The sequence below is a fragment of the Bacillota bacterium genome (genome assembly GCA_013178415.1).
Taxonomy (GTDB): Bacteria; Bacillota; SHA-98; order Ch115; family Ch115; genus Ch115.
Genome location: JABLXA010000001.1, coordinates 182,495 through 197,032, shown reverse-complemented (window position 1 = coordinate 197,032; position 14,538 = coordinate 182,495). Strand labels below are relative to the sequence as shown.

Below are 14,538 nucleotides of genomic sequence, written 5' to 3'. Positions count from 1 at the left end.
ACTCCCCATTGCGGCCATCTTCAAGAAACCAGCGCCTTCAATTTCGCAAGGACATCGGCAACCGTCGCCCCCGGCAACTCACAAAGATATGTTGCATTTCTGACCCGCCAGTCCAGGCTTTTAATCTGATCACATAGAATTACGCCACTTACCGTCAGCCCTTCTGGAATCAAGACTTCAAATGGATATCCTTTTACTTGCGATGTGATCGGACAAAAGATTCCAAGACTGGTCACTTCATTATATGGGCGCGGGGATATGACGACAGCGGGTCTCCTTCCAGCTTGTTCATGCCCTGCTTGCGGATCAAAAGTGAGCCATACCACATGGCCCCGGTCAGGAATGTAGGTGCCGCGCATTACCACAATTCCTTCCCCATAGGGTCACCAGTTGATATCTCCCTATGTACATTTGATTCATTTATGCGTGAGACAAGTTCTTCCATAGAATATTCTTGGGATATGGGGCTGATCACAATTCTTCGGCCTCTGAGAGAAAGGTTGACTCGGGAACCCGGTTCAAGATTGACTTCCGAAGCGAAAGACTTTGGGATGCGCAATGCCAGACTATTCCCCCATCTTTGAACCTTAACGATCATTTCTCCACACCTCTTTCCGTCCGGCTAAATCTCAATCACCTGCCGATGCTTGTTGATGTTGTCCGGACGGAAACCATGCAAACATGTATCTACCTTGAGTATACATTCAAATCGGGCAGGATGCAATATATAACCTGAAAGAATCAATGTCGCGAAATATGGAAGGGCACCCCATAGAAGGTGCCCATATTCTTGCCCACGCAACCCTTTCCGATTAACGTCCCGCCACCGTCGGGCAAGGCCCTAAACTAGACTGCAATCAACTGGCTCTCTTCGCCGGCTTCTCTCTCGAACTTGACATCCTTCTTGGCAACCGCCGCTACTCCGATGTGATGATCTGCTCCGGCGTAGTAGACATAATATTCGTCTCCTACATCAACATGTCCGCAGCTGAAGACCACATTAGGAACAAGCCCCTCCTTCTCCCATGCCAATTCAGGTTCTAGGACCGGCTCATTCTGCCGGGCGATTACCTTTGTCGGATCCTCAAGATCCAAGAGCGCCACTCCAAGGCGGTAAACCCAATTTTCGTCCACCGCATGGTAAAATAGCAGCCAGCCATCATCCCTCTTCATTGGAGGCCCTGCGATACCTACCTTTCTGGATTCCCAGCCAGGACGGATATCCATTATCTTCCGGTGATCAGTCCAATTCTTCAGATCCTCAGAATACGCGACCCAAATGGCTGGAGGCCTACGATGAAACATGACATAGCGCCCACCTATCTTTTCCGGCAGAAGCGCCGCATCCTTGTTGGGTTCGTCCAACATGATCCCGTGCTTTTTCCATGAGATCAGGTTCTGACTGGTAGCAAGGGAAATCCGGTAGTCATCCGCGTACCTTGCCCCATATGCTGTGTAGAACATGTAATAAGTGTCGCCGAGTCTGGTGACGCGTGGGTCTTCAACCCCCGAACCTTCCTGCTCGCCCTCCCCGACCAGGACAGGACGATCCAACCTCAAGAAATTGAATCCATCTGTGCTGACCGCATATCCAATACTAGAAATGAACTTCCCGCCGACACCACTGTAATCACGATTCATTCCACGATATAACAGGTGAAAAAGTCCCCGGTCATAGACAGCAGCGCAGTTGAATACTGCCGCCCCTTCCCATTCATGATCCTGAATGGGGCTCAAAATCGGTCTTGTGGTGATTCTCCTCAGCTTAATCACAGCCTCTCCCTCTCCCTTATCCCTTTAGAAGGGGCTATTATGCAGCCTTTATTCTGGACCCGAGTAAGCAAGTTTGAACCCGTTCATTCACAGATTCTATCTGGTTCTCCTGACAACATTCTACCAGCTATGCATCTGAAATGCATATGCAAATTATTACTTAAATCTTCGCACATTCCACATGTAGCAACTGAATCCTGGCCGGCAATGGACCAGATAGCGCAATAGAAATCAGACTGGCACCTTCGGGGCGACCTAGACAAGTCCAAGTGCAGGCCCCTATGCAGACATGCCGATGATCCTATCCACAACCAACTGGCGAAATTCTGGCGACAGACTGCTGAAGTATGCGCTGAAGCCTGTCACCCGCACAACAAGGTCAGAATATTTGCCAGGATCCTTATGCGCCTCCAGCACCTTCTCTGCATCCATTACGTTTATATTCACCATGGTCCCGCCTAGATCAAAATGGGTCTTTATGAGACTAGATACGACATCGACGGCTCCTTCCTCATTTGAAATCGCAGGATCTATCTCTATCTGCATAGGCGCTGCGTTGCCATACCCAGGCTGTACAGACGCTATAGCCACAGCCATGGCGGTAGCAGCTCCATCCTTCCGGAAACCGGGGTCAGGGTTGGCCCCGTGTGAAATCGGGTCGCCGGCATGTCGTCCATTGGGCGTGGCGCCCAGGTTCTTGCCCATGGGAATGGTGTTTGCCCAGGAAAATAGACCCGGGATCATATTGTATCCGGCCGGGGTGGAGTTCTCTTTCACAAGCCTGGTAAAAGCCTGTGAGATGCGCACTGCATATTCATCAGCACGGGAGCCGCCGCTTCCGTATCGCGGGATATTCTTCATCATGAGCCTCAGTTGCTCCCCATCAGGCCCCGCCCAGTCAGTATCCAGATAATGCATCAATTCTTGCCATGTCAGTAGCCTTTCTTTTTCAACACGCTGTTCTATGGCAGCAAAGGAATCAGCTACTGTAGCGAGGGCCGCCCCATCCAGACACATGTTATAGAATTCAACCCCACCATGAGAAGCGTCAAGCCCTTTCTCAATAGGCCCGTAACAGCATAGATCAAGTACTAATTCGGGGAATACTTCATGCATGTGCTCAAGATGGAAGTCAAGGCCTCTGGCTATGGTATCCACAGCAATCCCGAGGTGTTTGATGAAGCGCGCCCACAATTCATCCACGCTTGGGGTGACGCTGGCGTCTGCCATCATCTCGCGTAGTGCCACATCAAATACCGTGGCAAAGTTGATCTTGACGCAATCCATTAATGTATATTCACGTCCCGGGATGCCATACCAGTGGCAACCAGCATAAGCACGCTCGCGGGCAAGCTCCATCGGGTAGCCATTCTTTGCAAATCCCTCAACGGTAGGATCAGTCCCCAAAAACTTAGGAATCCCAGTCTTATCATTGATGAGGATCTCCACGCCTTTACGCATGAGGTCGGGATCTACTCCGTTTCCGACACATACGCCGATATTGGCCGGAATCCGCAACCGGTGGGCAGCCTCCAATATCAGGAACGAAACCGGGTTCGTCGCATCGTTGCCAGCTGCGTCATACCCTCCGAGCTGGAGGTATGCCGTATCCCTCAGCAAAAGGCATGCTATATGGAATATCGCCCCTTCATCTGTGAGTATGCCTGCCTCCATATCGCGCTTATAATAGGGGTAAAGGAGCACGTCGAGCCGCCCAAGCGAACCGCTGCCGTTGTACATACGCGCAATTATGAGATACCAGAGTGTCCACTGGCACGCTTCCCTAAATGTACGGGGCGGATCTGTTATGAGACGTTCATTCATATCTGCCATGGCGTTCAGATTCTCTTTGAATTGCGGGTTTTCTTCCTTTTCAGCCATACGGCGCGCCTCTTCGACATGGCGCTTGATCCAGTTCTGCACGCCGAGGACTATATCTTCCAGCCCGTCATAGAACTCTGCGGACCGACATTCGTCATAGGACCCTGAAGGCTGAGACCCATCGCAGGGCCCGGCAGATTGGGCCTCATTGACCTTCCGATAATGTCTAATCTTATCCAGAAGGCCTCCCCAACCTAATTCAAAACCGATGGCCATATCCTGACAGAAGTGCTGAGTAGCGCCTATTCCGCTGACAAGCTGATATTTCTTCTGATTTTCACGTAGATGCGAATAATCGAAATCTGGATTCCAATGAGGCTTGCGGTAGGACATGAAGTTAACCATATAGCCGCCCAGGAGCGAGCTTATAGGATCTATATAGGTTGGGTGCACCTCCAGGAGCCTCCTGAAATTCTCGCCACATGCTTTCGGCCCGAAAAACCCTCCACTGGGATGGTTGCTCACAGGCTTGAAATCCTTCAGCAGCACATCGGTAATGGGCATCCCGGAAGAGCTCACAGTCTGGACGATTTCCCTTTTGTCCGGAGGCGGAAGTATAAGGCCCCAGTCATCATGATCCATGGATCCGATAACCTGCTGTTTCTCCCTTGTTTGTTCCAACTTCGTGGCGCGAAGCGCCTCGATGCGCTCCTGATAAGTCATTACATGTACACCCGCTCTCTGCCAATCAGACTCGCCATGAGGTCCCTCAATTCATCCATTCGCTGTTTGCCTGGCGGCTCCACCTCCGGCAGCCCCCTTCGTTGATTGAACTTCCATGGCTTGCTCATCCCAAGCTTATGATATGCCAGGAGCTTCACCCTCTTGACACACGTAAACTCCCTGACAAGACAGCCGATAGCTAATATATTCTCGTCTGAGTCGGTGTAACCTGGTATGATAGGGACCCTTATCTCCACAGGCTTATTAAACTCGTTGATTCTATGAAGGTTCTCGATAATCCTGCCATTTGGAACGCCAGTCAGCCTGAGATGCTCTTCTGGATCCATTTGCTTGAGATCATATAGCAAAAGATTTACAAAAGGGAGAAGCTGCGCGAGTTTCTCCCAGGCCACAAAACCCGAGGTATCGAGGGCGGTATGGAGCCCTTTCTCCTCGAGGGCTTGTAGCAGAGCAAGACAAAAATCAAACTGGAGGGTAGGTTCGCCACCGGAGAGGGTAACCCCGCCACCGGATGTCTTATAGAAAGGAAGGTCGGAAATCACCTCTCTTACGACATCCTCAACCGTATATTCCCGGCCCTGCACCACAAGGGCCTGATTTGGACAATTCCTTGCGCACGTCCAGCATGAGCGACATAGCTCCCTGTCATAGACCCTTCCCTTTTCCGGATCATCCCTAAGAGCCCCTGTTGGGCACGCCGCTACGCATCGCCCGCACCCGATACACTTATTGTCATAAAAGGCCAGCTCAGGCTTGGGATCGATCGACTCCGGATTATGACACCACAAGCAACGTAAAGGGCAGCCCTTAAAAAACACGGTAGTCCTGATACCAGGCCCGTCATGAAGAGAAAACCGCTGAATATCGAAAATACGCCCAGTCGGCGAAGGTTTTGTGTTGTTAGGAACGCCGTCATATACTTGATTCATGCTAGTTTGATTCTCCGTTTGCCCATGGTTTTGAGCCAGATATTCTATTTATGGAGGCATCTATCGAATCTTTGCTGATCCGCCCGCAACCCTCTGAGACAAATTCTATATAAAGGCTGATATTCCTATCATAAAGAAAAAATCTCAGCATATCCCTTGTGCACTCTGTTCACACTGTACATATCCTGATATACTGGGAGGTGAGGGGGAGTGAGCATGTTACCGGAGCTACGGTTCACAGAGGCCCGCGGGAGATTCAGCGCCATCTTTGATAATGTCTGGAGCTTACTCCAACCAACGGTGGTCGTCCGACGCAGAAAGCATGAGGATATATTGATGCTGCGTCGGGACTTGCAGCAAAACATCATTCTGTCAGCATACCGCTTCCCGGTCAAGATAACCCGGGAATCCGATAAATCTTATACCCTAACCATAGACGCCTTAGAATTATGGGCCAACGCTGAGACATTAGAAGCCGCAGTTGCGCAGCTTGTGGCCGATTTAAAGGAATATGCTTTAAGCTATGCAAATAACGCCCAGCTGTACCTAAATTCGCCTAACCGCCGCCAGCATTTCCCGTATGTATTGCGGATTCTCATGTGCGATTCAGATAAGGAAATAGAACACCTCCTGGAGTTGGAGAATGCCTCCTAGGTTTCGCGACCTGAAGCGCTTTATTGAAAAGACTGGCTGGGTGTTAGTGAAACAGACTGATCACTGGTATTTCGAAAAAGTATTGCCTGACGGACGTATCCTGCGGACCAAAATAAGCTTTGCATTGCATAAGGAAATACCGGCAAGCCTCTGGCAATTTATTCTGAAGAAACAGTTGGCGCTACCTGATGAGGAATCTTTTTGGCTCGGGGTGGGAGGCAAATTCAAATATTGACCAAAAGGAATTGCATCTTTGATGAAGAATAAAATTTATATGATGAATTAATTAGGAGCATGCGCGGTGGGTGTCCGCATAAGAGCGACATCCGCTCCGCACAGATCGACATACGCATACATAATAGAAAGGCTGGCGAATTCATCAATGGAGAAATACCTTGGGGATAGCACCTTCTTGGTCAAGCGACGCAATCGCGCCTTGATCCTTGAGATAATCCTGAAACGCGGCCCCATTTCACGCGTTCAGATCTCCGACATAACTCATCTGAGCCGCGCGGCTGTGAGCACACTTACCGCCGAACTCATCGAATGTGGATTGATTCATGAGGTACCTCAGGTTGCTTCTGAAGAAAGGCGAGGCGCGGGTCGAATACCTACCATGCTTGATATCCGCCAGGGACTTGGTGGCGTTATAGCCATTGACATTGCGCGGGATCGTGTTGCCGGAGCTTTCATAAACCTAAAAGGAGGCATTGATGAGGAAATAGTTCATGAGGTTCAAGACCCACGCGAGCTGCCGCAAGTGGCGGACCTTGTCCGGCAATTAATAGCAACGCTCAGAACTAACGCCTCTGAAAGGGGCAAGCTTCCCCTCGGCATAGGAGTATCTTTGCCGGGAATAATCCATCGAGAGACCGGCATCCTAGAATATTCATCCACCCTGGGATGGGAAAATGTTAATTTGATGAATATCTTCGCCAAAGACTCCGATATTCCGGTAATGATTGACAGAAACGCTAGGGCAATGGTCCTGGCGGAACATACATTTGGGGCAGGACAGGGATTCAGCAACCTTGCTCTGATATACGTGGGGACCGGAATTGGCTGCGGCCTTATGCTGAACGGGGAAATCTTCGCGGGCAGCACCAGCAGGGCTGGAGAATTAGGACATACTCATGTGGTAGATGGAGGTAGACGATGCTTTTGTGGCGGCAGTGGGTGCCTTGAGACCGTCGCCTCCGGCCGGGCCATTGCAGAACTCGCCATCGAAGAGATCGAGAAAGGAAATAAGTCATTGATAGGCAACCTCGCAGGCGGCGATCTCAGCAATATCACCGCAGAAACAGTGGCAAAAGCAGCCAACGAGGGGGACCGGCTGGCGCTCGAGATATTCGAGAACGCAGGAACCCACCTCGGAAATGCTATAGCTAATCTTATGGGCATCATTGACACGAGGCTCATAATCCTCGCGGGCGGCGTGATGAACGCAGGTGACCTGCTCCTAAAGCCCATAAGGAACATCATAACAGCCAGGACTCTTAGAGGCGGCGAGCCCCCAGAGATCAGGGTCAGCGCATTCGGAGACAAAATCGGCGTGATCGGAGCAGGGGCGCTAGCCTTGAAGGAACTTGTTTACTCGCCGAAACTCATCCTGCCGGGAGATATTGACCTGGAGGCAGCGCAGATCAAGTCTGCATTTATCAGCTATAACCGCAATTTCTAACCTCGGGGGTATCTAGGTTAGTTCACGAACGCATGCCCGAAGGAGTTCTGCCTCTGCCCCAGATCCTCAGCAGGATTACCTTAACCAAAATATTCGGAAATCATTGACTTACAATAATTATAGATTAAAATCTAATTAGCCAATTTATCCAGCAATCAGCTAACTATGCGGATTACCTTGGGTATTGCCATCAGAGAACGAAATTCCCATCATCACGAGAATATTCGCCTTTATTATATCGGTCTTCTGCATTCCGTCCCGCAGACATAGAAGATATCCTTGCCAGGCGGGTCTAGATTTCTATACGCCTGTCAGACTGGTGCCCAAAAAGCGAGATAGGGGGTGAAAACAGGAAGAGGCCAGTGAGGGTTATCTTCGTGTTTTGCCACGCTGAATCTTCTAAATCACCGCAAATCACATCAGGGGGGATGAAAAAGTGAAGCCACATATCAAACTGTGTTTCATCGGCATTTTGGCCCTTTCGATCATTCTCCTGGGGACCACCGCAGGGCTCGCCTACAATGAAGCTCCTATGCTTTCCAAGTTAGTCAAAGAAGGTAAACTTCCACCTGTGGAAAAGCGGCTGCCCGTAAAGGAAGACATCATGGTCGTCACGCCCGTAGAAGAAATAGGACAATACGGTGGCACATGGCGGGCTGTACACTGGGATCCCGGTATGGGCAATCTAAAGATGATAATGTACGACCCACCAGTACGATGGAATAGAGATTATACAGCCTACGTGCCCGGACTTGCAAAAAAATGGGAATTTTCAAAGGACGGGAAAACTATAACCTTTTACTTCCGAAAAGGAGTTAAATGGTCAGATGGTCATCCATTTACAACAGAGGATCTCAAGTTTTGGTGGGAGGATCTCGCCCTCAACGAGGACTATCAGGTAATCCGTCCTCCATGGTGGGCATATAAGAATGGCAAACTCATGAAGGTAAATTTCATTGATGATTACACAGTCTCGTTCACCTTCGACGCCCCCAACTGGAACGTCCCTTACGTCCTTGCATCGGGATTCTGGGAATGGGAGCCGCTAATGAAACCCAAGCATTATCTAAAGCAGTTCCATCCCAAATACAACCCCAAAATAAAAGACTGGAAGACTTTCCAGGATAAGGACCAGTGGTGGCAGAATCCTGAATATCCTACACTCTTTGCCTGGCATTGCGTGAAGTATGTCCCTGGCGAGAGGGTAATCTTTGAAAGGAATCCCTATTATTGGAAAGTAGATACAAAGGGTAACCAGTTGCCTTATATAGACCGGATCGAAAGTGTTGAAGTAACAGATCCCGAAGTTCGGCTCTTGCAAGTGCTGAAGGGCGATTATACCGCTACCTTCCGCGGCGTTGATAATCCGCGAAATATTCCAGTATTGCTCGAGCGTCAGGAGGCCGGAGGCTATCGCGTGATCCTATGGCAGAATGGCGCCGGTGGATGGCCAGGCATCTTAGTAAACCAGAACTATGTAGGGGATAAGTGGATGCGGGACCTTCTGCGAAATCAGAAATTCAGAGCGGCTCTATCGCTTGCGATCGACAGAAATCGTGTCAACGAAGTCATATGGAACGGCATGGCCACACCGCGCCAGGGCACCATCAGTAAGGAATCTTGGCACTTCCGGAGCCCGGAGGGACAAAAGGTCTACAAAGAATGGGCTAATAACTATGCCAAATATGATCCCAAAGAGGCAAATCGTCTTCTCGATTCAATAGGGCTTACCAAGCGAGATGCCCAGGGATTCCGGACAAGACCCGACGGAAGTAAACTCGAGCTTGTCCTGGACATCACCGGATGGGGTATCGCTGAGATAAATGCTGAGACCGGCGCCCTTGTAAAGAATTTCTGGGAGGCAGTCGGTCTCAGGACCGTTCTGAACGCCGTCCAGGGGACGCCGGAAGAAGGACAGAGGCAAACCCAGAGCACATACCAATTCCGCTTTGCCCACTGTGCAGAGATGGACCTCTGGACATATCCAGACTGGGTGTTCCCGGTACGTGACAGCCGCGCATGGCCAAAGGTAGGCAGGTGGTACATGACCGGTGGTGAAGAAGGCGAAGCGCCTGAACCAGGAAGCCCGGAAGAGAAGCTCATCAAGCTTTATGAAAAAGGCATCGAAGAGCCCAACGTGGAAAAGCGCCACCGCTATGTATGGGATGCGATAAAGATACATATCACCGATGGCCCCTTCTACATCGGCATCACTGGAGACCTGCCGCAGCCCGTAATTGTCAAGAAAAACTTCCGCAACGTCCCGGATTTTGGGATTCTCGGCCCATGGGCTGTGGGCGGTCCGGGTAATACCAACCCTGAACAATACTTCATAAAGCAGTAAACATCCCGCAATAGGGGGAGGGTCATCCTCCCCCTGATACTTGATAGGAAGGGGAGGATCAGATGCTTACTTACCTTTTGCGGCGCGTCCTTTATTCCATCCCGCTTCTGATCATGGTTTCGATCATAGGGTTTCTTGTAATACAGCTTCCGCCCGGCGATTTCCTTACCATAAGGATAACAGAACTGGAGGCGCGGGGTGACTATAGCGCCCGGCTGTACATAGACCAGCTCAAGGCCCGCTACGGTCTTGACAAGCCTATATGGCTACAATACTGGATCTGGATCAGCAACTTCGTTAGAGGAGACTTTGGTTATTCCTTCAGATACGAACGGCCTGTAAGTGAACTTGTTGGCGAGCGCATAGCCCTGACGGTGACGCTGTCAGTTGTCACCATGATCTTCACATGGGTCATAGCCCTTGCCATCGGCATCTACTCAGCAACCCACCAGTATTCTATCGGCGACCGCATCTTTACATTCCTGGGGTTTATAGGCCTCTCAATCCCTGGGTTTCTCCTGGCCCTTATACTCATGTTCGTGGCGGTCTTCTATTTCGATCAATCTGTGGGTGGGCTTTTCTCGCCCAAATACGTGGACGCCCCCTGGAATTTGGCAAAAATCCTGGATATGCTAAAGCATATATGGATCCCCGTGATCATCATAGGGATGTCAGGCACAGCCGGACTCATTCGTGTCATGCGGGGGAATCTTCTCGATATACTAGGGCAGCAATATATCCTCACTGCGCGGGCCAAGGGGCTAAAGGAACGTATCGTGGTGTTCAAGCATGCTGTAAGGGTCGCCATCAATCCTCTGATCAGCATGGCGGGGATGTCCCTCCCGGGGATCATTTCCGGCGAGACCCTGACCTCCATCGTCCTGAATCTTCCAACTACAGGTCCCCTATTCCTTACCGCTCTCCAGACCCAGGACATGTTCCTGGCTGGGACATTTCTGATGTTCCTGGCCATGATGCTGGTTCTTGGAAACCTTCTCGCTGACTTTGCCCTTGCCTGGGCGGATCCTCGTATCCGCTATGACTAGCGGATCTCCGCATCTGTTACGATCAAAGGAGGTGGATGGCTTGATCCCGATCTTGCCGCAACTGAGACGTAGATTCCCCGCTAAAGTAAATCCGGCTCCAGGGACTTCTCCCAAACCCCTGCGCCAGGAAACACAGGTAGGGCGAAGCTACTGGCAGCTTGTCTGGAGGAAATTCAAGAAAAGCAAGATGGCAGTCGCCGGTGCCATAGTATTGGGCTGTTTCTATTTCGTATGCGTGCTTTTCGCGGAATTTTTCGCCCCTTATACTTTAACACTGGAATCACCGCATCTGAGCGCTCCCCCCCAAATACCTCATTTTATCGATACAGAAGGTAAGTTTCACCTGAGGCCCTTCGTCTATGGATATCAGAAGAAGCTAGATTTTGCCACATTCCGGCGTAGTTTTGTGATTGACACATCAAAGAAATATCCGATCTATTTCATTGCGAGAGGAGACACATACAAACTGTGGGGTCTCTTTACAACGGACTTGCACCTTTTCGGGGTCTCAAGGGATGATCCCGAGGCCTCATGCTATATATTCGGTACAGACAGGCTGGGACGGGACCTCTTCTCGCGCATCATCTATGGGGGCCGCATCTCGCTCACAATAGGACTTGTAGGAGTGTTCCTCAGCCTCATCTTTGGCGTAATACTCGGAACGATATCAGGCTATTTTGGCGGCACCATGGATATCATAATCCAGAGAATCACGGAGCTTCTCATGGCCTTCCCCGGCATTCCGCTCTGGATGGCCCTAGCTGCGGCAGTGCCACCAAACTGGTCCCCCATTGGAGTCTATTTTGGAATAACAGTGATACTCTCGGTCATCGGATGGGGCGGTCTGGCGCGTCAAATAAGGGGAATGGTGCTTTCCCTCCGGGAACAAGATTTCATTGCCGCGGCTAAGAGCATCGGCGCAAGCAACTGGCGTATAATAACACGTCATCTCGTGCCAAATTGTCTAAGCCACATCATAGTCACAGCCACGCTCTCCATTCCTGGAATGATATTGGGAGAAACCGCCCTGAGTTTTCTTGGCCTGGGGCTTCGCCCCCCCATGACCAGCTGGGGTGTGCTTTTACAGGAGACGCAGAATATACGCTCCTTGCGCCAGAGTCCGTGGCTCATCATCCCCGTTTTCTTCGTGATATTGACTGTTCTATCCTTCAACTTCATGGGGGATGGCCTACGTGATGCCGCCGACCCTTATTCAAACAAATAAGGCCAGACCCTCTCGCTATAGGATGCAAAAGCCAGGGAGGTGGAATGAATGAATCAAATGTCTTCGCAGGAACCAGTTGGAGCAACGCTCAGTCACGCCGCCACGGAGCCGCCTCTTATCGAACTCAATGACCTCAGGACATATTTCTATACATCAGACGGCATAGTGCGCGCCGTTGATGGAGTTTCCTTCTCCATCGGGAGACATAGGGCTCTTGGCCTCGTGGGAGAAAGTGGTTGCGGCAAAAGCATTACTGCGCTGTCGATAATGGGCCTTGTCCCTCAACCGCCAGGCAAAGTGACCGGCAGGATTCTTTTCTACCGCGAAGGTGGGTCGTCCGTGGCCTTGGACAGCCTACCTCCCAAAGGACCTGAATATCGTTCGATTCGCGGAAAAGAAATAGCCATGATATTCCAGGAGCCCATGACTTCGCTAAATCCCGTATATACCATAGGCAATCAGATAATGGAGGCTATAATGCTACATCAGGGGTTAGACAAAAAGGCCGCCCGAAGGCGGGCCATTGAAATGCTCGACCTGGTGGGGATCCCGAATCCAGAAAGGCGGGTCGATGAATATCCTCATCAAATGAGCGGTGGGATGAGACAGCGTGCTATGATCGCCATGGCTCTATCCTGTAATCCATCCCTTCTCATAGCCGATGAGCCTACTACCGCTCTGGATGTCACAATCCAGGCACAGATACTGGACCTTATGAGGGAACTCCAAAGAGAGTTCAATGCCTCAATATTGATGATCACCCATGACCTGGGAGTAATAGCTGAAATGACTTCCGAGGTAGTTGTCATGTACCTTGGACAGGTGGTAGAGCATGGCACGGTTCGAGATGTATTCAAAAAGCATTTGCACCCATACACGGATGGGCTCTTGAAGTCTATGCCAAGAATAGGCTCTCAGGCGAAGCAACCTCTCATCCCAATCCAGGGCAACATCCCTGATCCTTTTGATTTTCCCGAGGGCTGCCGGTTCGAGCCACGATGCCCGGCCCGTATGGCAGAGTGCCTGGAACCCCCTCCATTATTCCAAATGCCTGATGGTCATGAGGTCCGCTGCTGGCTCTACAAGGAAAGCGGGGTGAAGGTCGATGCCTGATGATATCATGCTAAGGGTAAAAGGTCTTAAGAAATACTTTCCGATTCGCAGTGGCATTCTTCAGACTATAGCGGGCTATGTGAAGGCCGTAGATGGGGTCGATCTCTTTATCAAGGAAGGTGAAACATTGGGCCTGGTCGGGGAAAGCGGCTGTGGTAAGACCACCACTGGAAGGTGTATAATTCGCCTGATCGAACCGACTGCTGGCACGATAGAGTTCAAAAGCCGTATTCTCTCCCAGAATGGAGAATCGAGTTTTGTGGACCTCCTTAAGCTTGGGCCTGCAGAGATGAAAATGATCAGGCAGGAGATCGCCATGATATTCCAGGATCCCAATTCTTCTCTGAATCCCAGGATGAGCGTAGGTGATATAGTAAAGGAGCCCCTCATAATCCATGGCAAAGCAAAAGGAAAAGAGGCCGAGGAAAGGGTAAGCCAGATTCTTGAGGCCGTAGGCCTTCGTCCCGAACACATGCGGCGCTATCCTCATGAATTTTCCGGCGGGCAGCGTCAACGTATAGGTATAGCGCGAGCGCTTGCTCTAAATCCCCGTCTGATTGTATGTGATGAACCTGTGTCAGCGCTTGATGTTTCGATCCAGGGTCAAGTGCTGAATTTGCTCGAGGAACTTCAAAGACAATTTGGCCTCACATACCTTTTCATCGCGCATGATCTCTCCGTTGTCCAACACATCTCAAACCGCGTCACGGTAATGTACCTGGGGCGAGTGATCGAACTTGCCGACACGAACGAACTCTATAGTAGCCCTATGCATCCTTACACTGAGGCGCTTCTATCAGCTGTGCCGGTGCCAGATCCTGATTATAGGAGAGAACGGATCCTCCTAAAGGGCAATGTGCCATCTCCCATAAATCCACCAACGGGATGCTATTTCCACCCGCGATGCGTCTACCAGGAAAAGCTATGCGGCGAAGAGATCCCCCCGCTTCGCGAAATAAGGCCCGGCCATTATGTAGCGTGTCATCTAGCTGAAGAACTTAAGTTGCGAGGGGTGGAGATATGAGAAGCTGATCTGACCTCTGGCCTTGTCACGGTATTCTTCCACCGGATATTCAGACCCGCACCCAATGATTCGCCATTACTTGCGGATTTCCTGCCGGGGCAATGCTCTTGCAGGAATCTTGCGTTTTCTGGCGAATATGTCGAAATCATTGTTCATATGGCTGCCTCGATGATATATAACAGGA

General features: G+C 50.6%; 13 protein-coding genes. 8 read left to right on the top strand and 5 right to left on the bottom strand.

Going from position 1 to position 14,538, the window contains the following annotated elements; all coding sequences use genetic code 11:
• Positions 1-20 precede the first annotated feature (20 nt).
• The 5 genes from mazF to HPY52_00950 form a co-directional block, all read right to left on the bottom strand.
• Entirely contained in the window at positions 21-359 is a 339-nt protein-coding gene (gene mazF / locus HPY52_00970) for an endoribonuclease MazF (GenBank protein NPV78836.1), read from the bottom strand.
• The gene (locus HPY52_00965; protein ID NPV78835.1) at positions 359-598 is read right to left on the bottom strand and encodes an AbrB/MazE/SpoVT family DNA-binding domain-containing protein; all 240 of its coding nucleotides are present in this window, start codon (positions 596-598) and stop codon (positions 359-361) included. Before HPY52_00965 ends, mazF begins: the two co-directional genes overlap by 1 nt.
• Positions 599-846: 248 nt before the next feature.
• Positions 847-1,773 (bottom strand): glycosidase, encoded by a 927-nt coding sequence (locus tag HPY52_00960; protein NPV78834.1) that lies wholly within the window; start codon positions 1,771-1,773, stop codon positions 847-849.
• Between the two features lie 279 nt (positions 1,774-2,052).
• On the bottom strand, positions 2,053-4,317 hold the full coding sequence (locus HPY52_00955; GenBank protein ID NPV78833.1) for a formate acetyltransferase: 2,265 nt from the start codon (positions 4,315-4,317) through the stop codon (positions 2,053-2,055).
• Complete coding sequence (locus tag HPY52_00950) at positions 4,317-5,267, bottom strand: glycyl-radical enzyme activating protein (protein NPV78832.1); 951 nt, start codon at positions 5,265-5,267, stop codon at positions 4,317-4,319. The genes HPY52_00955 and HPY52_00950 overlap by 1 nt, the downstream gene beginning before the upstream one ends.
• Positions 5,268-5,483: 216 nt before the next feature.
• Here HPY52_00950 and HPY52_00945 point away from each other — a divergent pair, with 216 nt between their 5' ends.
• The 8 genes from HPY52_00945 to HPY52_00910 all read left to right on the top strand — a co-directional run bounded on the left by HPY52_00945 (position 5,484) and on the right by HPY52_00910 (position 14,354).
• Positions 5,484-5,921 carry an exoribonuclease R gene (locus HPY52_00945; GenBank protein ID NPV78831.1) on the top strand — a complete coding sequence of 146 codons (438 nt, stop codon included), beginning with the start codon at positions 5,484-5,486 and terminating at the stop codon, positions 5,919-5,921.
• Positions 5,911-6,156, top strand: coding sequence for a hypothetical protein (locus HPY52_00940; protein ID NPV78830.1), 246 nt, complete (start codon positions 5,911-5,913; stop codon positions 6,154-6,156). The genes HPY52_00945 and HPY52_00940 overlap by 11 nt, the downstream gene beginning before the upstream one ends.
• Positions 6,157-6,222: 66 nt before the next feature.
• Complete coding sequence (locus HPY52_00935; GenBank protein NPV78829.1) at positions 6,223-7,602, top strand: ROK family transcriptional regulator; 1,380 nt, start codon at positions 6,223-6,225, stop codon at positions 7,600-7,602.
• A gap of 436 nt (positions 7,603-8,038) precedes the next feature.
• Positions 8,039-9,946, top strand: coding sequence for an ABC transporter substrate-binding protein (locus HPY52_00930; protein ID NPV78828.1), 1,908 nt, complete (start codon positions 8,039-8,041; stop codon positions 9,944-9,946).
• A gap of 62 nt (positions 9,947-10,008) precedes the next feature.
• A complete protein-coding gene (locus tag HPY52_00925) occupies positions 10,009-10,992 on the top strand; it encodes an ABC transporter permease (GenBank protein ID NPV78827.1) in 984 nt (327 codons plus the stop codon).
• Positions 10,985-12,217 carry an ABC transporter permease gene (locus HPY52_00920; protein ID NPV78826.1) on the top strand — a complete coding sequence of 411 codons (1,233 nt, stop codon included), beginning with the start codon at positions 10,985-10,987 and terminating at the stop codon, positions 12,215-12,217. The genes HPY52_00925 and HPY52_00920 overlap by 8 nt, the downstream gene beginning before the upstream one ends.
• A gap of 48 nt (positions 12,218-12,265) precedes the next feature.
• On the top strand, positions 12,266-13,330 hold the full coding sequence (locus HPY52_00915) for an ABC transporter ATP-binding protein (protein NPV78825.1): 1,065 nt from the start codon (positions 12,266-12,268) through the stop codon (positions 13,328-13,330).
• On the top strand, positions 13,323-14,354 hold the full coding sequence (locus HPY52_00910; GenBank protein ID NPV78824.1) for an ATP-binding cassette domain-containing protein: 1,032 nt from the start codon (positions 13,323-13,325) through the stop codon (positions 14,352-14,354). The genes HPY52_00915 and HPY52_00910 overlap by 8 nt, the downstream gene beginning before the upstream one ends.
• The last annotated feature ends 184 nt before the right edge of the window (positions 14,355-14,538 follow it).